The organism is Pseudonocardia benzenivorans CB1190, from assembly GCF_000196675.2.
GTDB classification, from domain to species: domain Bacteria; phylum Actinomycetota; class Actinomycetes; order Mycobacteriales; family Pseudonocardiaceae; genus Pseudonocardia; species Pseudonocardia benzenivorans.
Map to the genome: position 1 here is coordinate 18,113 of NZ_CP002596.1, position 20,947 is coordinate 39,059.

At 68.9% G+C, this 20,947-nt stretch carries 17 protein-coding genes and 2 pseudogenes; 10 read left to right on the forward strand and 9 right to left on the reverse strand.

The features are described from left to right. Positions 1 to 111: 111 nt before the first annotated feature. From PSED_RS34745 to PSED_RS34760, 4 genes are all read right to left on the reverse strand, one after another. Positions 112 to 1,671, reverse strand: coding sequence for an ABC transporter substrate-binding protein (locus PSED_RS34745; RefSeq protein WP_233899529.1), 1,560 nt, complete (start codon positions 1,669 to 1,671; stop codon positions 112 to 114). A 61-nt stretch (positions 1,672 to 1,732) separates the two neighbouring features. Continuing rightward, positions 1,733 to 2,623: an ABC transporter permease gene (locus PSED_RS34750; protein WP_014203880.1), complete on the reverse strand. Its 891-nt coding sequence runs from the start codon at positions 2,621 to 2,623 to the stop codon at positions 1,733 to 1,735. After that, positions 2,620 to 3,573: an ABC transporter permease gene (locus PSED_RS34755; RefSeq protein WP_014203881.1), complete on the reverse strand. Its 954-nt coding sequence runs from the start codon at positions 3,571 to 3,573 to the stop codon at positions 2,620 to 2,622. The genes PSED_RS34750 and PSED_RS34755 overlap by 4 nt, the downstream gene beginning before the upstream one ends. Positions 3,574 to 3,674: 101 nt before the next feature. Beyond that, positions 3,675 to 5,021 (reverse strand): amidohydrolase family protein, encoded by a 1,347-nt coding sequence (locus PSED_RS34760; RefSeq protein ID WP_014203882.1) that lies wholly within the window; start codon positions 5,019 to 5,021, stop codon positions 3,675 to 3,677. A 301-nt stretch (positions 5,022 to 5,322) separates the two neighbouring features. Between PSED_RS34760 and PSED_RS34765 the strand changes: the two genes are divergently transcribed. From PSED_RS34765 to PSED_RS34800, 8 genes and pseudogenes are all read left to right on the forward strand, one after another. Continuing rightward, on the forward strand, positions 5,323 to 6,357 hold the full coding sequence (locus tag PSED_RS34765) for a LacI family DNA-binding transcriptional regulator (protein WP_014203883.1): 1,035 nt from the start codon (positions 5,323 to 5,325) through the stop codon (positions 6,355 to 6,357). A gap of 385 nt (positions 6,358 to 6,742) precedes the next feature. Continuing rightward, on the forward strand, positions 6,743 to 7,891 hold the full coding sequence (locus PSED_RS34770; protein WP_014203884.1) for a Gfo/Idh/MocA family protein: 1,149 nt from the start codon (positions 6,743 to 6,745) through the stop codon (positions 7,889 to 7,891). Beyond that, the gene (locus tag PSED_RS34775; RefSeq protein ID WP_181391863.1) at positions 7,891 to 9,051 is read left to right on the forward strand and encodes a dihydrodipicolinate synthase family protein; all 1,161 of its coding nucleotides are present in this window, start codon (positions 7,891 to 7,893) and stop codon (positions 9,049 to 9,051) included. The genes PSED_RS34770 and PSED_RS34775 overlap by 1 nt, the downstream gene beginning before the upstream one ends. Continuing rightward, a pseudogene (locus PSED_RS34780) lies at positions 9,052 to 9,893 on the forward strand (sugar phosphate isomerase/epimerase family protein); the annotation flags it as partial. 1 nt (position 9,894) lies between these two features. Further along, positions 9,895 to 10,995, forward strand: a complete 1,101-nt coding sequence (locus PSED_RS34785; RefSeq protein WP_014203887.1) for a glycerate kinase — start codon at positions 9,895 to 9,897, stop codon at positions 10,993 to 10,995. Between the two features lie 2 nt (positions 10,996 to 10,997). Continuing rightward, positions 10,998 to 11,577 (forward strand): annotated as a pseudogene (locus tag PSED_RS34790) (TMEM165/GDT1 family protein); the annotation flags it as partial. Positions 11,578 to 11,820: 243 nt separating this feature from the next. Next, positions 11,821 to 12,387 carry a DoxX family protein gene (locus PSED_RS34795; RefSeq protein WP_014203888.1) on the forward strand — a complete coding sequence of 189 codons (567 nt, stop codon included), beginning with the start codon at positions 11,821 to 11,823 and terminating at the stop codon, positions 12,385 to 12,387. Between the two features lie 69 nt (positions 12,388 to 12,456). Further along, positions 12,457 to 13,551, forward strand: coding sequence for a DODA-type extradiol aromatic ring-opening family dioxygenase (locus tag PSED_RS34800; protein ID WP_014203889.1), 1,095 nt, complete (start codon positions 12,457 to 12,459; stop codon positions 13,549 to 13,551). Between the two features lie 561 nt (positions 13,552 to 14,112). Here the strand turns inward: PSED_RS34800 and PSED_RS34810 are convergent. From PSED_RS34810 to PSED_RS34830, 5 genes are read right to left on the reverse strand one after another with little or no spacing between them, the layout of a single operon-like run. Continuing rightward, the gene (locus PSED_RS34810) at positions 14,113 to 15,372 is read right to left on the reverse strand and encodes an ROK family protein (protein WP_014203890.1); all 1,260 of its coding nucleotides are present in this window, start codon (positions 15,370 to 15,372) and stop codon (positions 14,113 to 14,115) included. Between the two features lie 58 nt (positions 15,373 to 15,430). Beyond that, a complete protein-coding gene (locus tag PSED_RS34815; RefSeq protein WP_014203891.1) occupies positions 15,431 to 15,631 on the reverse strand; it encodes a ferredoxin in 201 nt (66 codons plus the stop codon). Then, the gene (locus PSED_RS34820) at positions 15,628 to 16,011 is read right to left on the reverse strand and encodes a Rieske (2Fe-2S) protein (RefSeq protein WP_014203892.1); all 384 of its coding nucleotides are present in this window, start codon (positions 16,009 to 16,011) and stop codon (positions 15,628 to 15,630) included. Before PSED_RS34820 ends, PSED_RS34815 begins: the two co-directional genes overlap by 4 nt. Beyond that, complete coding sequence (locus PSED_RS34825) at positions 16,008 to 17,093, reverse strand: amidohydrolase family protein (protein ID WP_014203893.1); 1,086 nt, start codon at positions 17,091 to 17,093, stop codon at positions 16,008 to 16,010. The genes PSED_RS34820 and PSED_RS34825 overlap by 4 nt, the downstream gene beginning before the upstream one ends. A 37-nt stretch (positions 17,094 to 17,130) precedes the next feature. Further along, the gene (locus tag PSED_RS34830; RefSeq protein WP_014203894.1) at positions 17,131 to 18,495 is read right to left on the reverse strand and encodes an MFS transporter; all 1,365 of its coding nucleotides are present in this window, start codon (positions 18,493 to 18,495) and stop codon (positions 17,131 to 17,133) included. Between the two features lie 487 nt (positions 18,496 to 18,982). Between PSED_RS34830 and PSED_RS34835 the strand changes: the two genes are divergently transcribed. Continuing rightward, entirely contained in the window at positions 18,983 to 20,020 is a 1,038-nt protein-coding gene (locus PSED_RS34835; RefSeq protein ID WP_014203895.1) for a Gfo/Idh/MocA family protein, read from the forward strand. Further along, positions 20,017 to 20,937 carry a sugar phosphate isomerase/epimerase family protein gene (locus PSED_RS34840; RefSeq protein WP_014203896.1) on the forward strand — a complete coding sequence of 307 codons (921 nt, stop codon included), beginning with the start codon at positions 20,017 to 20,019 and terminating at the stop codon, positions 20,935 to 20,937. The genes PSED_RS34835 and PSED_RS34840 overlap by 4 nt, the downstream gene beginning before the upstream one ends. The last annotated feature ends 10 nt before the right edge of the window (positions 20,938 to 20,947 follow it).

Genomic DNA, 20,947 nt, shown 5'->3' on the forward strand with positions numbered 1-20,947 from the left:
CCTGCAGGAGAGGACCTGTATCCCCCGGCGCCGAATCGTCGGCGGCCGCGTCGTCGGTCAGCGACACAGGGTCGGCCGCGACTGGTGTGTTCCTCATGGCGCCCGCCGTCCCTATCCCGCGAGCCACATGCGGTCGAAGAGAGGGCAGGTGTCGGTCACCGGGGTGTAGCCCTGCACGTCGTCCTTCATGTTCAGCACCTGTATGTACTGCGCCCAAATGATGGCGGGCTGGTCCGCGATGATGACTTTCGCAACATCCTGGTAGATCGTGCGACGCTGATCCGGGTCCTGGGTGGATCGCCCAGCCGCCAGCAGCCTGTCGACCTCCGGGTTGCAGTACTTGATGTAGTTCCGCGCCGATCCGCACTGGTAGGTGTCGGACAGGCTGGGCTCGGGCGAGATGAACGGCCGGTAGAGACTGAACATCTGGTAGTCGCCGCCCGGCAGCCCCGCGACGTACGCCGTGCCGTCGAGGATCTGGATGTCGACCACCAGGTTGCGGTACCCGGCGAGCTGCGACTGCACGGCCTCAGCCGACTGCCTGTCCGGAGCATCGAAGGTGATGGTGAATGTGAGGGGTCCACCGTTCTTCGCCGCGTACTCGTCAAACATGCGCTGAGCCGCCTCCCGATCGAACTGCGGCCATGAGAGGGCGGGATCGAAGAGCTGCGACGACGTCGCGAAGAATGGTCCCGGTGCCAGGTCGGCGTTCTGGAAGCGGATGTCGTTGAGCGTCCGGTAGTCCAGCGCCGACGCCACCGCCTTGCGCGCGAGAACGTCGTTGAACGGCGCCTTCGCATTGTTCAGCGCCAGCAGCCGGCCTCCGCTCTGGTCGGTCAGCCGGGTGACGACGCCGGGAGTCTGCTTCGCCTGTGCCAGGTACTGGGGCGTGGACAGGTCCAGGTCGGCCTGTCCGGCAGCGAGTGTCTGGAACCGCTGCTGGGCGTCCGCGACCGTGCGGATCTCCACCTCGTCCAGGTACGGGTAGGGCGCATTCCAGTACGCGGGGTTGCGCTCCAACGTCATGGTGCCGTTCTTCACCCACTGCTTGAGCACGAAGGGACCGGCACCGACGGGCTGGTTTCCGAAGGCGGTGGCATCGGCCTGGATGGCTGTCGGAGACCCGATGAGGGTCAGCGGCGATCCGGCGACGAACGACGGGAAGGTGCTGTTGGGCTGCTTCAGGACGACGCTGACGGTAGTGGGGCCCGCGACGGTGATCGAGTCGATCTTGGATGCGGTGTCGAGGCTGCCTGCGGCGTTCTGCGGGTCACGGAGCCGGTCCCAGTTGAACTTGACCGCCTCGGCGTCGTACGCCGTACCGTCGGTGAACGTGATGCCGGGCTTGAGCGTGAGGGTCCACCTGATGTTGTCGCTCGACGTCAAGGACTCCGCTGTCTGCATGACGGCCTCACCCGTCTTACCGTCCGCGTACACGAGAGCGTCGAAGATCGGGAGGGCGCGCACGGCCTCGTAGTTCTGGCTGTTGATGACGGTGAGCCGCAGCGGGTCGAGGCTCTTGACGTCGAACGCCGTCAGGTACGAGACCGATCCTCCCCTCTGGGGCTCACCCCCCGCCTGTGTCGCACGGGAGTCGGAGGGTTCACCGCCGCCGCACCCCGCGAGCAGGAGTGCGACGACGAGCATCAGGACGGCGAACGTCCCGCGCATGCGTTGAGGAGAGAACATCGTCGGCCTTTCCGGGTGAATCGCTGCTGGGACGCGGCGAAGGTCAGGTGTCGGTGGGGCGCCCGAGCCCGAACCGGCCTTGAAAGTGGTCCCCGATGACGTTGAAGGCGAAGATCGTCGCGAGCAGGACGGCAGCAGGCAGGAAGACGAGCTGCGGGTCGGTGGCGAGGTAGCCCTGGCCGGATGCGATCGAGCCACCCCAGCTCGGGTTCGGCGGTGGCACACCGAGACCGAGGAAGCTCAGCGAGCCCTCGGTCACCATGAGCCAGGCGACGACGACGAACGCGTACGACCCGACGGGGAGCACCAGGTTCGGGAGGATCTCCCGGAAGAGGGTCCGCACACTGCGGGCACCGAGCACCTTCGAGGCGACCACGAACTCACGGTCGGCGTAGGAGAGGGTGATGGCGCGCGCCAACCGCGCAAACGGTGGCACGGAGATGATCGCCAGTCCCAGGCCCAGGGTCCACAGATCGGGTCCGAGGACCGCGGTCATCGCCAGCAGCAACACAAGCCCGGGAACGGCCAGGGCGGCATCGAGCACGAGGTCGATGACCTTCGCCGCACGGACGTAGAAACCTGCTATCAGGCCCAGAACACAGCCGGCGGTGATGCTGAGCAGCACCGCCCCGACGCTCACGGCCAGTGACACGCGGGCCCCGACCATCAGCCGCACGAGCTGGCTCCGCCCGAACTCGTCGGTACCCAGCAGGTACACGGCATCCGCACCGGGAGGCTGTCTCGGCGGTCCGACCGGGATGTCGTAGTGGGGCAGCGGGAGCCAGTCGACCACAACGGCGGCGAGGACGACGAGCGCCAGCCATGTCGCCGCGAGCACGACGGGGAGCCGCGCACCGCCCGCGCGACGGGCCTTCCCACGCCCCACCACCGTCGCCGCCCGGCTGATCCGTGCGGCGGAAGTCCAGACACTCATGCCGCTGCCCTGTTCCTGAGTCGGGGGTCGATGACGGTGTAGAGCACGTCGACCAGTGCGTTCACCAGGACGTAGCCCAGTGCCACGAAGACCACGACACCCTGGAGCAGGGTGAAGTCTCGCGACTGGATCGACGTGATGAGGAGGTTCCCGATGCCAGGTAGGGCGAAGAGGACCTCGACGATGATCGTGCCCCCGATCAGCCGCGCGAGGATCAGCCCGACGACGGTGAACAGCGGGATCAGCGACGGGCGCAGTGCGTGTCGGAGAAGCACGTAGGTGCGGGAGAGCCCCCGCGCGTGCGCGGCGAAGACGTAGTCCTCACTGAGGGTCGAGATCATGGCCGATCGGAGGACTCGGGCCACGACGCCGGTCTCGTAGATCGACAACGCGACGCCGGGCAGGAGCGCGGATCGGAGGTTGTCGGACAGACCTTCGCTGATCGGTACCCATCCCGTCACTGGAAGGAGATGGAGCCGGACGGCGAACACGTACGCCAGCAGCAGGCCGGTCAGGAACGCGGGAGGGGAGATCATCAGTGACGTCGCCAGGAGGCCTGCCCGGTCGACCCAGGTGTTCGCGCGGGAGGCCGTCCAGATCCCCAGCGGAACCCCGACCACCAGGGCGATGACGAGAGCGATGGCCGCGATCTCGAGTGTGACGGGCAGCCGCTCGAGGATCGTGTCGAGAACCGAGTCGTTCGTGATGACGGAGGTCCCGAGATCTCCCCGCACGAGGTCGGCCAGCGACTCCACGTAGCGGAGGAGGAGCGGATCGTCGAGGTTCCACTGCTGCCGGAGCTGATCCAACTGCTCGCTGGTGGCGCCCTCCCCGAGGACGACCGACGCGGGATCACCCGGGATCAGATCGACCATGATCATCGTCACGAAGCTGACGATGAAGACGACGCCGAGAAGATGGAGAGCTCGACTGGTGACGGCGCGCAGCATTCTCACCTCGTGACGGGCAACCGGAGCACAGCCCCGCACGAGGTCGCGACCGCTGAGTTCGGAGAGCACTCGCGACCCGGGGGGACGGGAAGAAGAGAGCGCTAGGCCCAGGCGCCGTAGCGGCGGAACGCGCTCGTGTAGTCGATGTCATGGTCGCGGTAGCGCTCCGCGACCTGGAGCTCGGAACTGTCGAGCGGGGTGCTCAGCTGTGCGGCCGTCGGCGCGCCGATCCGCTTCGCCACATCGACAAGCGTCTCCCGACTGAGCCGGAACAGACGCACCCCGTTCTCACCGGCCATGCCCCGGGCCACCCCGACGTCCAGGCCGGACAAGGCGTCACGGAGTGCGAGATGCGTGCGATTGGGCTCGGCCGGGTCCTCACTGAAGGCCCACGTACCTTCCCGGTGCGGGTAGTCGCGGCCCCACACGACGTTGTCCGCGTACCCCTCAACAAGGGCGTCCTCGGCCTCGAAGTGAGCCATGAAGCTCGCTCCGATGAACACGTTGCGCTTCATGTAAGCGCTGGGCAACTGCGGAACGGCGTCCCGCATCATCGGCGGCCCTGCCATCCACGCGGTGTCCATGTCGGCGATCGTCGGACCCCACCACTTCCCCGGCTGCTCGGTAAGCATCAGCCGCACGCCCGGATGACGCTCGAAGACCCCGCCGATGACCATGCGTTGCATACCCCGCCGCGACGGCCATCCGCACTGCTCGAGCTGAGCCAGGGCGAGAGAGTGCGGCAGGGACTCGGAAAAGCCGGGTACCGCCGCGCCCGCGTGGGTGTTCAGCACGATCCCCGACTCCTCGCACACGCGCCAGAACGGCGTCCACGCCGGCGAGTCGTACTGCGGACCGTCCGAGGGCGCCATGGCGGGGAAGTTCACCGTGCGGATCCCCACCCCGGCAAGCCACTCCAGCTCGGCGACCGCCGCCTCGATGTCCCACATCGGCAGATGACCCGCACCGATCAGGCGCTCGGGTGCCTGTGAACACGACTCCGCCAACCAGCGGTTGTAGAGCCGGATGCCTACCGCGTTCAGTTCGAACTCCCGCGCCGACCGGGCCGTCTGGGACGACTTCGCCACCCCGGACAATCCAACGAAGTGAAACGGGAACGGGTCGCGACTGAAGCTGCCGTGAAAGACGACCTCGGCCGCCACGCCGTCGGCGTCCATGTCGGCCAGTCTCACGGCCATGTCGTAGTGCCCGGCCGTCAGTCCGTTGAGCTCCTGGCGCCGCCGCCGACCCGGCGACTCACCCTGCATGCTCCCGTCGCCCTGGTTCGTGCGCATATATTCGGCGAGGTCGTCCTGGTACTCCGCCGGGCAGTAGTCGCGCAGATCCTCGAATCGAGGACTGACGTGGCTGTCGGATGAGACGATGATCGCGGCATCGTGCGCTTCCGGAGTAGGCGTCACCGCCGATTCGTCGAGCAGGCTCGTCATCGAACTCCCTCTCCCGTTTTCTCAGGCAAGCGGTTTCCAACACTGTGACAGCAGGTACGTGTGACGTCAAGCGCTCAGATTCAGCGAGCTTTCCGGGCAGGTCAGGCCTAAATAGGGGCTCTCAGCTGCTGATATGACGCGCGTTACGTCCTGGTGAGAGATGCTCTGGATCGCGCGGCCGAAACCTCTCGTCCGCGTGCTGATGCCGAGTCCTGGCGCGCGGAGCAGCAGGAAAGCGCTACACTGATGGCGATCGATGCGCCGGAGACCGCGCCAGTCATGCCGATCGGGGGAGGTGTCGATGACTGACCGGCTGGACGGATCGGTCCGGCTGGAGGACGTCGCGAAGCTCGCAGGGGTGTCCTTGGCGACGGCGTCGCGCGCCCTGAACGGCAGTACCCGCCGGGTGCGTGACGATCTTCGGGAGCGTGTACTCGACGCAGCGATTGCGTTGCAGTACACCGCGAACGCCCACGCGCAAGCCGTCGCCCGCGGTCGCAGCGACGTCGTCGGACTGTTGGTTCACGACATCGGCGACCCGTTTTTCTCCTCCATCGCGGCCGGGGTCATCCAGGCCGCCGACCGTGAGGGCCTCCTGGTGACGCTGGCCAGCACCGGCCGGGACCCAGCGCGCGAGCTCCAGTTCGTCCGGGCCCTACGCGGTCAGCGCGCGCGGGCGGTGATCATCGCCGGGAGCCGAGTCGATGAGCCGGCACAGATGGCCCAGCTCGCCCGCGAAGTGGCGAGTTACCGTGCCGGCGGGGGGCGCGTGGCCATGATCAGTCAGAACCGGCTCCCCGTCGACACCGTGATGCTGGAGAACCGCGCGAGCGGAAAGGCGCTGGCCAAAGCACTGGTCGGGCTGGGCCACCGCAGGTTCGCCGTGCTCGCCGGTCCTGCCGAGCTGTTCACCGCCCGGGACCGGCTCGACGGCTTCCGCCAAGGATTGACCGGGGCAGGAGTCTCGCTCCCCGCACGGCACATCATCCGCTCGGACTTCACGCGCGACGGCGGATACGAGGCGCTGCAACAGGTGCTCGACGCGGACCTGGATGTCACCTGCGTCGTGGCTGTCAACGACGTCATGGCGGTCGGGGCGATGGCGGCCCTGCGAGCCCGCGGGCTTCGATGCCCCGCAGACCTCGCCGTCGCCGGCTTCGACGACATCGTCACGCTGCGCGACGTCACACCCTCACTCACGACGGTGCGGTTCCCCCTCGAGGAGATGGGCAGCACCGCCCTGTCCCTGGTCGTCGGGGCCGAAGGCGTGAGACCCCGACTCCATGCTGTCGAGGGCCAGGTCATGATCCGGGAGAGCACCCCGTCGTTGGGCTAGCAGCCCGCGTCGTGGCCACCCGAAGCCGATCGTCTGTCGCGACTGTGAGTGCCTTCCAAAATGCGGGAAGCGCTTGCCTCCGACGCGGGGCCGCACCCGCTGAAGGCGGCGCCCCGCCCCACCCCGCCATTCCCCACGGGACGCCCCTTGTCGCCGCGACGACGCTGCTGCATCACCTACATCCTGAGCCCACCCGACCAGCGGCCCTTGGGTTGACATCGCTCTTCCTGTCTCGGCTGCTTCGGGCATCGCCTCCCCCGTCCCGCCCCTTCCGGCGCCCGGCACCCCCTCTGTCAACACCCAGTTTCCCAAGTGTGATTGAGGTTCTGCCGCGTATCACCTACGGTTGGCGGAGAGCGCTTTCCTAACCAGGACGGGATTCCACATGACTCAACGGTCCTTGGGCGTCGTCATGAACGGCGTGACCGGACGGATGGGACTCCGCCAGCACCTCACGCGGTCGGTGCTGGCGATCCGCGACCAGGGTGGCGTCGAGCTGTCCGACGGCAGCCGCATCATGCTGGAGCCGCTCCTCGTCGGCCGCAACAAGACGAGGGTCGCTGAGATCGCGGCGGCCTACGGCCTCAGCCGGTGGACGACCGACCTCGACGGCGCGCTCGCCGACGACACCTACCCGATCTACTTCGACGCGCAGCTGACCAGCGTGCGCGAGGAGTCCCTCACTAAGGCCATCGCCGCCGGACGTCACATCTACACCGAAAAGCCGACCTCCGACTCGCTCGAGGGTGCCCTGCGCCTCGCGCACCTGGCTCAGGACGCCGGCGTGAAGAACGGCGTCGTGCACGACAAGCTGTACCTGCCGGGCCTTCTGAAGCTCAGGCGGCTCGTCGAGAGCGACTTCTTCGGCAGGATCCTCTCGGTCCGCGGAGAGTTCGGCTACTGGGTGTTCGACGGGCGCGGTCAGGCCGCGCAGCGCCCGAGCTGGAACTACCGCAGCAAGGACGGTGGCGGGATCGTCTCGGACATGTTCTGCCACTGGAACTACGTGCTAGAGAATCTCTTCGGCCGTGTCGAGGCGGTGACGGCTAAAACAGCGACACACATCCCCGAGCGCTGGGACGAGAACGGCGAGCGCTACGACGCCACAGCCGACGACGCGGCGTACGCCATCTTCGAACTCGCCGGCGGGGTCGTCGCGCAGCTCAACTCGTCGTGGTGCGTTCGCGTGCACCGTGACGAGCTCGTCGAGTTCCAGGTCGACGGCACGCTGGGGAGCGCGGTCGCGGGGCTGCACCGCTGCGTCGCACAGTCCCACGCCCACACCCCGCGGCCCGTATGGAATCCGGACCTGGTCGAGACACAGCGCTACCGGGATCAGTGGCAGGAGGTGCCGGCGAACGCTGTCATGGACAACGGCTTCAAGGCACAGTGGGAGCAGTTCGTCCGCCACGTCGTGGAGGACGCACCCAACCCGTACGACCTGTTCGCCGGCGCGCGTGGCGTCCAGCTCGCCGAGGCCGGCCTGGAATCCTCGGCATCCGGCTGCCGGGTCGAGCTGAAGCAGCTCGTCTGATGGACACGGTCATGCTTCCCCGCTGCGACGGAACCGTCGTGGAGCACGTGCTCCACGACCCGGTCCCCTGGGCGCGGCCGAGTACGCCGCTGCAGAGCCGCATTGCGTTCGCGGCCGCGCACGTCGTTGCGGATCCCTTGCGCGACAACGGACCGGGCAGACCGGTCTGCCTCGACTGGGACAGCACGCTGGCATTCCGGAGGCACCTGTGGTCCTACGGACTCGGTGTCGCGGAGGCGATGGACACCGCGCAGCGCGGCATGGGCCTCGACTGGCACACGGCGCAGGAGCTCATCACACGCAGCGCCGCGGAGGCGCGTTCGGTCGGCGGCCGGATAGCCGCCGGTGCCGGCACCGACCATCTGTCGTCCCCGCCGTCCGGCCTCAGCGAGGTCACCGCAGGCTACGAGCAGCAGCTGAAGGTCGTCCAGGAGGCCGGCGCCCAGGTGATCCTCATGGCCAGCAGGCAGCTGGCGGCCCTTGCGACCACCCCTGAGCACTATCGGGCCGTCTACGACCGCGTTCTGTCCCGGGTGGACGGGCCGGTGATCCTGCACTGGCTTGGGCAGGCGTTCGACCCCCGGCTCGAGGGCTACTGGGGCTCGTCGGACATCGGCGTCGCCACCGATGTCGTGCTCGACCTGATCCGCGACCACAAGGCGCAGGTGGACGGCATCAAGGTGTCGCTGCTGGACGCCGAGCACGAGGTACGCCTGCGGGCGGCGCTGCCGGAGGGGGTGCGCCTCTACACCGGCGACGACTTTCACTATCCCGAGCTGATCTGGGGAGACGGGTCTCACGCCAGCGACGCGCTCCTCGGCATCTTTGCGGCCATCGCGCCCGCGGCCTCCGCGGCGCTCCAGGCGCTCGACGCAGCCGATGACGCGGCGTACGACGCGGCGTTCGGACCGACTCTGGCCCTGGCCCGGCACGTCTTCGGCGTGCCCACCTTCCACTACAAGACCGGGATCGCCTTCCTCGCGTGGCTCTCGGGCCACCAGCCGGGATTCACCATGGTCGCTGGCCTGCAGAGCGCCCGCAGCGTGCTGCACCTGGTCGAGGTGTTCCGGCTCGCCGACGAAGCCGGACTGCTGCCCGACCCGTCGCTCGCGGCGGGCCGGCTGCGCTGCTGGCTTGAGGTGAACGGGGTGCACACATGACCGGCGGCCGGGGATCCGGGCTGGCTCGCCTGTCGCTCAACCAGAAGACGACAAACCGGTGGTCCGTGGCCGAGGCGGTGCAGGGCTGCGTGCGCGCGGGACTCCCGGCCATCGGGTTGTGGCGCGAGCCCGTCCACGAGATCGGGGTGCTGGCGGCGGTCCAGCTGGTCACCGACGCCGGGCTGCGTGTCTCCTCGCTGTGCCGCGGCGGGTTCCTCACCGACCCCACGGCCACCGGCCGGCAGGCGGCGCTGGACGACAACCGCCGCGCGATCGACGAGGCCGCGGCGCTGGGCACCGACTGCCTGGTGATGGTGGTCGGCGGGCTGCCCACGGGTTCGCGCGATCTCCCGGGGGCGCGTCACTCGGTCGTCGACGGTATCGCTGCTCTCGTGCCCTACGCCCGGGAGCGCCGGGTGCGCCTGGCGCTCGAGCCGATGCATCCGATCTTCTGTGCGGACCGCGGGGTGCTCTCTACGCTCTCCCAGGCACTCGACATCGCCGAGTGCTTCGCCGCCGACGAGGTCGGGGTCGTCGTCGACACCTTCCACGTGTGGTGGGACCCCGAGGTCATGACGCAGATCGCGCGGGCGACCGGGCGCATCGCGAGCTTTCAGGTGTGCGACTGGATCACACCCTTGCCCCCCGACGCCCTGCTCTCCCGGGGAATCATGGGCGATGGGCACATCGACTTCCGCGGACTGCGTCGGGCCGTCGAGGCGGCAAACTACCTCGGCGATGTCGAGGTCGAGATCTTCAACGCCGACGTCTGGGACGCCGATCCCGACGAGGTGGTCGCGACCGTGACGCAGCGCTACCTCGACGTCGTCCTGGACGGCTGACATGCGCATCGTCATCGCGCCCGACTCCTTTAAGGGCTCCGTCTCGGCGAGCGCTGTCGCCGCGGCAGTGGGCCACGGGTGGAGGGAGGTGCGGTCCGGTGACGAGATCGTCCACATCCCGCTCGCGGACGGGGGCGAGGGCACCCTCGACACGATCGCGTCGAACGACCGCGGTGCGCTCCGTCGCACGCGGACGGTGACCGGGCCCGACGGACGGCCCGTCGACGCCGGGTGGCTCGAGCTCGACGACGGCACCGCCGTCGTCGAGCTCGCCACGGCCTGCGGCCTGCCCCTGATGGGACGGCTCGACCCGCTCGGAGCCGACACCACCGGCCTCGGCGAGCTCCTCTATGCGGCCACCGACGCAGGTGCGTGCCGGTTGATCGTCGCGCTGGGCGGATCCGCCTCCACCGACGGTGGTACTGGAGCACTCACCGCCCTGGGCGCCCGCTTCCTCGACGCCCACGGCGATCCTCTGCCTCCCGGCGGAGGTGCGCTCGCGGCCCTCGCCGACGTGGATCTGTCAGGCCTGCGACCGGCGCCCGCCGGTGGCGTTCTCTGCCTCGTGGACGTCACCGCTCCGCTGTTGGGGCCGTTCGGGGCAGCCGCCGTGTTCGGACCGCAGAAGGGTGCGACACCGGACGACATCACCACGTTGGAGCAGGGGCTGGGCCGGCTCGCCGCCTTCTTCAGGGGTGCGCCGGCCGCGCCCGGCAGCGGCGCCGCGGGCGGGACGGCCTACGGCCTGGCCAGTGCCTGGGACGCCCGGCTGTCGGGAGGCGCAACCACGATCGCCGAGTTCGCCGGGCTTCGGCGGGCCCTGGAGGGTGCCGATCTCGTCGTCACCGGAGAGGGGCGACTTGACACCCAGTCTTTGATGGGAAAGGTCGTCGGCCACGTCCTCGACACCGCGACGGGTCTCGGCGTCGCCGCCGCACTCGTGGTCGGGCAGGTCGCCGTGCCACCCCCGCCCGGTGTGCGCAGGTGCGTGGAACTAGCCCAACTCGCGGGCACCGCGGCGGCTGCACAGGACGAACCTGTCCGCTGGCTCACGGCGGCAGGACGACAGCTCGCCGCCTCGGTACCCATGGGCAAGGGGTAGCCGTGTCGGGCCTGCTCGTTACGCTGACGCTGAGCTTCGGGGTCGCCTTCGTCGCAGAGCTGGGAGACAAGTCCCAACTCATGGCGATGATGCTCGCTACTCGTGATCGAGCTCGGACAGTGCTCCGGCGTCACGCTCGCGACAACCGCCGTCCAAACCGTGTCCGTCACGATCGGCTACGGCCTGGGATCCGTACTCCCGATGGGATCGATCTCCGTCGCGGCCGCGGCGCTGTTCCTCGGCTTGGGCATGTGGATGTCGGGAACATGTCGCACGTTGCTGCTCCGACGGGCGTCACTACCGTCGCCGAAGTCGCTGACCAACGCCGTCTTCGTCGCGTTCTTCGTCGCAGAACTCGGTGACCGAACGATGATCGCGACGATCACCCTGACGGCGCAGTACGACTGGCTCGGGGTCTGGCCGGACTCGACGCTCGGGATGGTCACCGCCGACGCCCTGGCGATCGCGGTAAGCCGCCGGCTGGGTCGAAGGCTTCCGCAACGGATGGTCATCGCAGCCGCCGGAATCCTCTTCGGCGGCTTCGGGGTGTGGCTGGCACTGGACGCCAGCGGTCAGCTCGGCGCGACCCATCCGTTGGTAGGCGCCATCGCGCTCCTCGCTCTCGGGGCCGTCGCGGTAGGTGTTGCGAGCATCGCGATCGTCGTCACAGCCCGGATGCGCTCACCGCATCCGGCCGAGGCGCGCCCGGGTCCGTCACCGGACAACGAGTGGCCGGTAGGCACTCCCGTACCTCGCCTCCACGCCCTGTGAATTCGCCAACGGCGTGCGACCAACTCTGTCAACAGACGAGGGGAACACTGAACGATGAATGGTGCCGAGATCGCTGGGCTGGTCCTGAGGGCCAGCGTCGGCTCGACGATGGTGGCTCATGGGATCAGGCACGGCCGGAGCCTCGAGGGCACAACGCGGTGGTTCGGCTCGATCGGATTCGCACAGCCGAGACTGCAGGCCGTGGCGTCGGCAGCCGTCGAGGTCGGCGCCGGGAGCCTGCTGCTCGTCGGAGCGGCGACTCCGGTGGCGGCGGCCGCAGTGGTCGGCACCATGGCCGTCGCCATGCGGTCGGTCCATGCCGAGAACGGGTTCTTCATCACCGCAGAGGGCTACGAGTACGTGCTGACTCTCGCCGCCGCGTCCACCGCGGTGAGCGCCCTCGGCGCCGGAACCGCCAGCGTGGACCGCTGGTGGGGCCACGGGAGCAGCTCCTCCGGACTGCGGCGGGCGGTCTTCACCGTGGGGCTGGGGCTCGGCGCGGCCGCCGTACAGCTACGGCTCTTCTGGCGACGTCCTTCGCGTCCCGCGGTCGCCAAGCAGCGCGCGACCACTGAGACACACGTCGAACCACTCATGCCGACACCCGGAGTCTGCGGGTGACGACTGGCATCATCCCAGCCCGGCCGGACCACGGGCCGCCCTGCTCCCCCTGACCGAGGACTGACACCGATGGACACCTCGAAGATCGAGAGCGCGATACGAGCGCTGGCCGACGACGCCGAACTGCTTCGCCGGTTCCAGGACGATCCGCGCGCGATAGCATCCCAGATCGGGCTCGACGTCGAGTGGGCCGAGACGATCGCGCTCGGCGACCGGTACCGTCTTCAGGCCGCCGGCGTGGGCGCCGCGATGAGTCTGCGGGTCGCACAGTGGTTCATCGACCGCCTGAACGACTCGGCTCTCACTCGACGCACCCGACAGGAACTCAGCCAGTCACCAGCGCGCCTGCCGGTCCCCGCCGAGGTCGTCTTCGCCGGAGGGTGCTCGCACGTACCCGCGCCACCGACGTCTCTCGGTTCGGCCGGCTCGGAGGCCATCAGGCGGCGAAGGGCCGCATACGACCGGCTGGCAGCGGACATCCGCGCAGCCGATCCAGAAGTCATGATCGTCGTCGCAGAGTCTCGGGCACCCGGCTTCATCACCGGTGCATTCGTCATCGGAACGGGTTCGACGATCGGCGCGTCGACCACAACGTCTGATCCAGCACTGGCACTGTGCGGGGATCCCACCTACGCACGCGCCCTGGTCGACGCCGTTCGGGCCGAGGGACTGGAGGTCGAGGAGTCCAACCGCGTCGGGCTGGACAAGGACCTCCTCAGTCCTCTGCACATCCTGCTGCCCGAACCGGAGCTACCTGTTATCCCGATCATCACCCAGCCTGAACGGGGCTTCTCGCCGTTCGGCGCCCGGGCGTTCGGCGAGGTCCTCCGGATCGTCGTCGAGATGGCAGGACGACGCGTCGCGATCCTGGCGACGGGCGGCCCGTCGCGCAGATCCGACCGCGCCAGTTTTGGACAGCTCGCCCCTGAGTTCGACAGGTTCGTCCTGGACATGCTGAGGACCGGGAGAGGCGTCGAGCTCGGCGACCTCGAGCCGTACGCGCTGCTAGCCAACGGACGTCATGAATTCCAGAACTGGTTGGTGATGCTGGGACTCGTCGGGCCAGGAGTTGCGGCCGAGATCTACGCCTACGAGCCGGCCGGACGCGGTGACGACGAAGGCGGGTGGACCGTCGTGAACATGATCCTTCCGCCGAAGAAGTGACAAGGGCAAAGGAGTGACGGGGCGGCCACGAAGGCCGGAGCCCTCGGGAGCCGGATGCTCACCAGTCGACATCGATGTATTGCGTCTTGAGGTATTCGGAGATCCCTCGTACTCGCCCTCACGTCCGAGCCCGACTGCCTCATGCCGCGGAACGGGGCTGCCGGGTCGGACACCAGCAACTGTCTGGCCGACATCATGACTGGTGCGGGCCGAGCCGGGCGTGTTCGGGCTGGTGGCCTCGGACCCGACGGTGTCGCGCACGATCGATTGGCTCGCCGCCGACGCGGATCGGCCTTGGACAAGGCGGAGTCGAGACCAGTAGCCCGCATGGTCTCGGTCAGCACCACCGCCCCGGCGTGCGACACGACCTACGTTCCGGCCCCAATCGGCATCGGGACGCGGGTAGAACCCACTACTGTTGCTCACCTGGAGGGGTGCTGCTGATCGCGGCGGATATGGACCTTCGACAAGTCGCATCCTCGCTGCTCAGGAGCACCCTGCAGCCGCTCGACACACCCTCCGCCGAAATCACCCGTGAAAGCCCCGGGTTAGTCGGCAAGCTCAGGGCGAGACGAGCTCGGGCTGGCCTGCGGGCGAGCCGGCGTGGATCCACCGGCCGAGCCGGTCGCGGGAGAACAGCTCGTCGACGACCATGAACCCGGCGCCCCGAAGGCCCGCCCGGTCGTTCAGCGGCGATCGCGCGATGCGGAGGTCTCTGGTGGCCAGGGGCAGGGACCGGCCGTAGACCGCCTGGCGGATGGCGGCGATTAGCAGGTCGCCCGAGTCCGCGACGCCACCCCCGACGAGGACGAGCGAGGGATTATAGAAGTTGACCAGAGTGGCCAGCACCTCGCCAATCCGGCGCCCGGCCCCGGCCAGGAGCTCCACCGACTGCGGGTCGCCGAAATCAGCGCCGCGGGACAGGTCACGAGCCGTTAGCTCGCCGGACCCGGCCAGCTGATCGGCCAACCAGGCGCTGCGACCCTCCTGGGCAGCGGTCGCGGCGTCGCGGGCCAGCGCGCTCCCGCCGGCGAGCGCCTCCAGGCAGCCGGTATTCCCGCACCGGCACACAGTGGTCGTGTCATCGCTGACGGCGATGTGGCCGATGTCGCCGGCGCAGCCCTCCGCGCCGCGGTGCAGCCTGCCCGCGGAGATCAGGCCTGCCCCGATCCCGGTGCCGACCTTCACGAAGATCTGGTTGGCCACGCCGCGCCCGAGCCCGGCCCGGTACTCGCCCAGCGCCATCAGGTTGACCTCGTTGTCCACCCACACCGGACTGGCGTAGCGGCCGGACAGCCGGTCCCGGATCGGATAGGCGTCCCAGCCCGGCATGATCGGCGGGGCGACCGGCCGCCCGGAGGCGAACTCGACGGGACCGGGCACCCCGATCCCGATACCCCAGACCGGGCCGCTCTGGAGCCGGTCGAACAGCACCTCGAGCCTGCCGATTGTTGCGTCCGGGCCCCGTGCGACGTCCCACGGCTCTTCGTAGTGTTGGAGGAGCCTGCCCGCCAGGTCAGTCAGTCCGGCGCCGATGCTGGTGGCACCCAGCTCCGCAACGAGGACGGTGCCGAGCTCGGCGCGGAATTGCAGCTCGCGTGGCGCCCGGCCGCCGGTGGACGGCCCCAGGTTGCTGTCGCTCAACAGGCCGCTGCTGATGAGCTGGCCGACCCGCTGAGCAATGACCGTGCGGCCGAGGCCGGTTGCGCGGCTGAGCTCCGGTCGCGTGCGGAACTCACCCGCCCTGACGTGATCGAGGACAGTTACGAGCGTGTCGATCTGGTCGAACGCGACGCCCGTGTCACCGGTGGCGGTGCTCATGGGGTACCTCGGTCCTCCTGCAGGCGGGCGGTCGTACTCTACGACATCGAGCGATCACTCAGGCCTCATCGAGCCACAGCGCGGCCACCGGGCAGCTGGCCACGGCCTCGGCGACGTAGACCCGCTGGTCGTCGAGGACGTTGACCCGCAGCACCCGCACCACCCCGTCGTCGTCAAGGCCAAAGACGTCGGGAGCCGCGGCGAGGCAGTTGGCGTGGCCCTCGCACCGCTCGGCATCGGCCCGTACGGACGAGGTCATAGCTTCCCCTGTCCGCCGGGTACGGTGTCGCGACCGAGCACGACCTGCCCGTCCTCGACCGCGACGGGGTAGGTCCGCAGGCGCAGGCGGGCCGGATCGGCAGGGCAGCGTCCGGACTCGACGTCGAACTCGTAGCCGTGCCACGGGCAGCGCAGGACCTCGCGGTCGGCGGCGGGCTCGTACTGGCCGACCGCCGAGCCGTCGACCATGGGTCCGAGCGTTCCCTTGGAAAGTGGTGCCCCCTGGTGGAGACACGCGTTGCGTAACGCGTGATACCGGCCGTGCCGGTCCCGCAGCACGACGACGCTCATCGCTCCGTATTGCACAGCGCGCATCTCACCGGGGGCCAGCTCGTCGGCGCCGAACACGACCTGTCTCACGGGAGCAACCTCGGCCCGAACGCCGCAACGGCGTTGCCGCTGAGGATCTTCTGCTGTAGCCCGTCCGGCAGGCCGGCGGGCAGGGCTCGGCTCGGGGAGTCGGAGTCCCAGTGCGGGTAGTCGGTGGAGAACACGAGCATGTCCTCGGTCTCCATCTGGTCGAGCAGGCCGAGGAACTGACGCTTGGACAGGGTCTCGGCCGGCTGGGTGGACACGCGCACCTGGGCGCGCAGTATGTCGCTGGGCTTGCGCTTGACCCAGGGAATTTCCACGCGCAACGAGCGGAAGTGCTCGTCCATCCGCCACATGAAGTGCGGGATCCAGGTGAAGCCGGACTCCAGCACGACGACCTTGAGCTCGGGGAAGCGGTCGAAGACGCCGTTGCAGATCATGCTTGCCAGCTGGCACATCATGGTCTGGGGGATAGCGGTTGCGTGCCACTCGATCTGGTAACGCGGATAGCCCAGCGCGCTGCGGGTGTGGCCGCAGTGGTGCAGCGTGACGGCGAGGTCATTGCGTACCGCCGCCTCGAAGATGGGCAGGTAGTACGGATCGCCGTACTCCCGGTCGTTGATCGCGGGCAGGAAGGCCTGGACGATCTGCGGGTGCTGGCCCAACCGGTCAATCTCGCGCGCCGCGATCTGCGGATCGTGCGAAGCGACGTGGATCGCCCCGCGCAGGCGCGGCTCAGGATCAAGCCACACGGCGATCTGCCAGTCGTTGTACGCGGCGGCGAGGTCGGCGGCGAACTCATGCCAGCCCTGCATCGTCGACGGCCGGAAGTCGCCGTTGAGGATTCCCACGGTGATCTGCTCGCCCTCGAAGAGGTGCTTGCGCATAAGGTTGAGGTCGGAGCCCCGCATGGACTTGTCTTCGAGCATCCAGTCGATGCGGGTGCCGTCCTCGCCGCTGAGCACCACGTAGGGTAGCGGGTTGGCCGGACCCTGCCATCCGTACTGCGTGATGTGGTTGTGCCACTTCGGGTCCAGGTGCGGCAGCAGGTCCCGGATCGACTTCAGGCCCTCGTGAACGTCGGCGTCGACGATGGTCGGCCCGCCGACTACGGATCCTGACTGGCTCATGAGCTCGCTCTCCTCGGTACGGTCGGTCGGTGCGTTCTCATCGTGCGCCCTCGGCCTCCCCGGTGGAGGGCGCCCCGTGCGGCCCGCCCTCCACCGGGGCGAGCGCTGCGATGTCGGTCTGGTAGGTCTCCCTGGCGACGTACATCGAGATGACGCTGATCATTGCCATCAGGCTGATGTAGACGGCGACGGGCCATAGCGAACCGCCGGACCAGGCGACGAGTGCGGTGGCGATGATCGGTGCGAGCCCGCTGGTGAGCACCGGCCCGATGTGCGTCCCGAGGGACGCACCGGTGTAGCGGACGGCGGGGCTGAACAACTCGCAGAACAACGCGCCCTGGACCCCGTAGGTCGCGCCCACACCGACGGCGTACCCGACGATGATCGCGATCCACAGCGCCCAGAGCGATCCGCTCTCGAGCAGCCAGGTGAAGGGAAAGGCGAACAGCAGCAGGAAGATCGCACCGCCCAGGTAGACGGGACGGCGTCCAATGCGGTCGGACAAGGAGCCGAACAGCACGTAGGTGATCATGGCGAAAATTGCGGCAACCATCGTGGCCAGCAGGACCTGGGTGTGTTGCAGGCCGCGCTCGGCAGTGGAGTAGGCGAGCACGAAGGTCAGCAGGATGTAGGAGAACACGCTCTCGCTGGCCCGGATTCCGATGGTGAGCAGCACGCTGCGCCAATGGACGCGGAACACCTCGACGATCGGGAGCTTCACCTGGGCGCGTTCCTTCTGCACCTTCTCGAAGACCGGCGACTCCGTTACCTGGGTCCGTATGTAGGTCCCGATCGCGAGCAGAACGATGCTGACGAGGAATGGGATCCGCCATCCCCACGAGAGGAACTGCTCCTCGGGGAGCGTCGCGCTGAGCGCCGAGACGCCAGTGGCCAGCACAAGGCCCAGCGACACCCCGACGAGCGGGAGACTGCCCCAGAACCCGCGCCGGTCCGGCGGCGCGGACTCGACCACCATCAGCACTGCGCCGCCCCATTCGCCGCCGGCACCGAGCCCCTGAACGATACGCAGGAACACCAGGAGGATCGGGGCCCAGGCCCCGATCGCGTCGTAGGTCGGGAGTAGCCCGATGAGGAACGTGGCCGCGCCCATCAGGACGACGGTCACCACGAGCATCGCCTTGCGGCCGATCCGGTCGCCGAAGTGACCGAACGCGATCGCGCCGAGCGGGCGGGCCACGAAGCCCACCCCGAACGTTGCGAATGCCGCGATCGTCCCAGCCAGCGGATCGAACGTCGGGAAGAAGAGCTTGTTGAACACGAGCGCCGCAGCGGTGCCGAAGATGAAGTAGTCGTACCACTCGGCCATCGTTCCGACGCCGCTCGCGAAGGCGACGCGGGACAGTGGTGTTCTCTGGGAAGTGACCTGCGGGGGCTCGTGCATCGTTGCACCTCGGTTTCGTCGGCCGCCGTCGCGCGCTCGGCGAGCGCGGGGGAGCACACGCTGCGGTCAGCCGCAGCGCGGCAGCGGAATCACGGAGCCGACGGGTCGTTCGGGGCCGACACCGGGTTCGGTGGACGGCGGCCGGTCGAGGCGGACCGGAGGAGCGGATCGTCGCTCCGCCCGGGCCGAGCCCACTTTGGCTCATTGACACCGCACTTTGCCGTGCAATGTGCAGATGTTAGGGCTGAGCATGCCGACCGTCAATGGCATTCGCCATAGATCGACCCCGGTCCTCTCGTGGATCCGGTGGTGTCACGCGCAGTGGTCGGGCCCGAAGCGTTACTCGCTTCCGCTTGCGACGCGTTGACTTTTGTGTGTTATCGACCATACGGTCAGCTGCGGCTGGCTTCGCCCGCCTGGCGGAGCCGCGCCAGATAGCTGCGGCAGCGCCGTACCACCTGACCCTTCGTACCTGGAGCTGCCCGGCATGAGTGACGAACTGCGTGCGGGAATCATCGGCGCCGGATTCATCGGCATGGTCCACGCACACGCGGTCCGCGCCGCCGGCGGGATCGTCCGGCGGGCAGCCGCGTCCACTCCTGAGCGCTCGCTCGACGCCGCGGGCCGGCTCGGCGCCGAGGGGGCGGCGGCGACCGCCGAGGAACTAATCGACGCCGAGGACGTCGACGTTGTGCACATCTGCGCCCCCAACTCCCGGCACGCTGAGCTCGCCCTGCGGGCGATCGCGGCCGGCAAGCACCTGATCTGTGAGAAGCCGCTCGCCGTGCACCTGGAGGGCGCCCGCAGGCTGGCCGAGGCCGCAGCGAGGGCCGACGTCGTCGCGACCGTGCCTTTCGTCTACCGCTTCTACCCCACGGTGCGCGAGGCGCGGGTGCGCCTCGCAGCGGGCGAGGGCGGGCCGCTGCGACTCGTGCACGGGTCCTACCTGCAGGACTGGCAGGCGGCCGGGGCGCCGGCGGGATGGCGGGGAGAGCCGGGGGAGGGTGGGGAGATACGGGCCTTCATCGACATCGGGGTGCACTGGTGCGATCTCGTCGAGTTCGTGAGTGGGCAGCGAATCGCCCGGCTGGTCGCCGACATCACCGACGGGGGGCGGCAGAGCTCGGTGCAGTTCCGTACCGACGGGGGTGCGGCCGGGTCGGTCGTGGTCAGCCAGGTCTCGCCAGGACGGAAGAACCGCTTGGCGTTCTCGCTGGAGACCCACGAACTGTCGTACTCGTTCAACCAGGAGGAACCGGAGACACTGACCATCGGCGGGGTGGATGAGACCCGGCACCTGCAGCGGGGCGCGGGAGCGGCGGGGCGGCTGTCGGTGCTGCCGCCTGGCCATCCGCAGGGTTATCAGGACTGCTTCAACGCCTTCGTCTCCGATTCCTACGCCGCCATCGGCGGCGACCAGCCGGAGGGACTTCCTGGATTCGACGACGGAGTCCGTGCTGCAGCATTGACCCACGCCGTCGGCGAGTCCGCACGGGTCGGTCGATGGGTGGAGGTGCCCTCATGAAGCTCGGATTCCTGACCGCCTGCCTGCCCAACCGATCGCTGCCGGAGATCGCTGCGTGGGCGGCCGAGCACGGCTACGAGGCGCTCGAGGTGGCGGCGTGGCCCGATCTCGGCGCCCGGCCGTTCACCGCCACCCACCTGGAGGCGGCGGCGTTCGGCGAGCAGCAGGCCGACGAGACCCGCGCGCTGTTCGATCGGCACGGGCTGACGCTGAGCTCGTTGGCCTTCTACGACAACAACCTGCACCCCGACCCCGCCGAGCGGAAGGCAGTCAACAACCACGTGCGGGCCTGCATCGATGCCGCGGCGCTGGTCGGCTGCCCGACGGTGGGCACCTTCGTGGGCCGGCACCCGGGGCTGAGCGTCGCGGAGAACCTGGCCGAGGCCGAGCAGGTGTTCGCCCCGCTGGTCGATTGGGCCGGGGAGCGCGGCGTCAAGCTCGTCATCGAGAACTGCGTGATGGAGGGCTGGCACCCGGACGGCTACCCGGGCAACCTCGCCTACTCCCCCGAGCTGTGGGAATGGATGTTCTCCCTCGGGCTCTACCTGAACTACGACCCGTCGCACCTGGTGTGGATGGGGATCGACCCGGTCGCGGCGCTGCGCCCCTACATCGACCGGATCGCGCACGCCCAGGCCAAGGACATCCAGCAGTTCCCGGACAAGCGCAACCGCTACGGCTGGCCGGGCAAGGCCGCCGTCCGCGAGGACCCGTTCGACGTGGGCTGGTGGCGCTACCGCGTGCCCGGCCTCGGCGACGTCGACTGGCGCGCTGTGGTGGACGCGCTCTACGAGGGCGGGTTCGACGGTGTGCTGTCGGTCGAGCACGAGGACCCGGTGTGGGGCGGCACCGAGGACAAGGTCCACACGGGGCTGCGGGTCGCGCACCGCACGCTGCGCCCACTGATCGTCGCTTAGGAGGACCCGA